Origin of the sequence: Mesorhizobium sp. M1A.F.Ca.IN.020.06.1.1, from assembly GCF_004023265.1 — a bacterium.
In the GTDB taxonomy this organism is placed as follows: domain Bacteria; phylum Pseudomonadota; class Alphaproteobacteria; order Rhizobiales; family Rhizobiaceae; genus Mesorhizobium.
Genome location: NZ_RZSR01001679.1, coordinates 1 through 591 on the forward strand (window position 1 = coordinate 1; position 591 = coordinate 591).

A 591-nucleotide genomic window follows, 5' to 3' on the forward strand; every position below is an offset into this window, starting at 1 on the left:
GGGCACCCGTCGATCGAGGGAAGCGCACCTATAAACAATCAGGCCCGGGCAGCTCTCAATCTCGCGCGGGTAGCGGCTTCCGAGTTGGAGGCGATGTCCGGCAAGCTGAGTCAGGCATGGTCGCTTCGGCTCGATGGCGCGATATCGGAACTGCGGCGCGGGAAGAGTACGGGTGTTCGCGATTGGATCGCGGACGCAAAGCAGGACATTTCGCTTTGGGAAAGCCTGGCGGCCGATACCAAGGCGAAAGCGCTACGGGCTGCTGCGCTTGTTCTCCTGCGAGATGACGATATCAAGGGCGCATCGGCGGTGCTCGATGAAGCCGATGGTCTGGCACCAGCGCCGGATAGGTCCGCGAGAGCCATCCTTGAGAGATCGCGTTCCGGGTCTGCCGTCGCCCTGCAAGGGCTGCCGGAGCCGCTTGTGACGCGGGAACGAGAACTCAAAGCGGCCATGCTGATCGAGAGCGGCAAGGCCGGAGCCGCCTTGAAACTCCTCGCGGAGTTGACGGGGGACGCGGTCACCGCAGAGACCATGCGGCTCCGAGCGATCGCACATTTCATCGAGGGAGCCGAAGGCAAAAGCCTCAAC

General features: G+C 63.3%; 1 pseudogene. It reads left to right on the plus strand.

Annotated elements, in window-relative coordinates:
* Nucleotides 1-93: 93 nt before the first annotated feature.
* Nucleotides 94-591, plus strand: a pseudogene (locus EOA60_RS36305) (hypothetical protein); the annotation flags it as partial.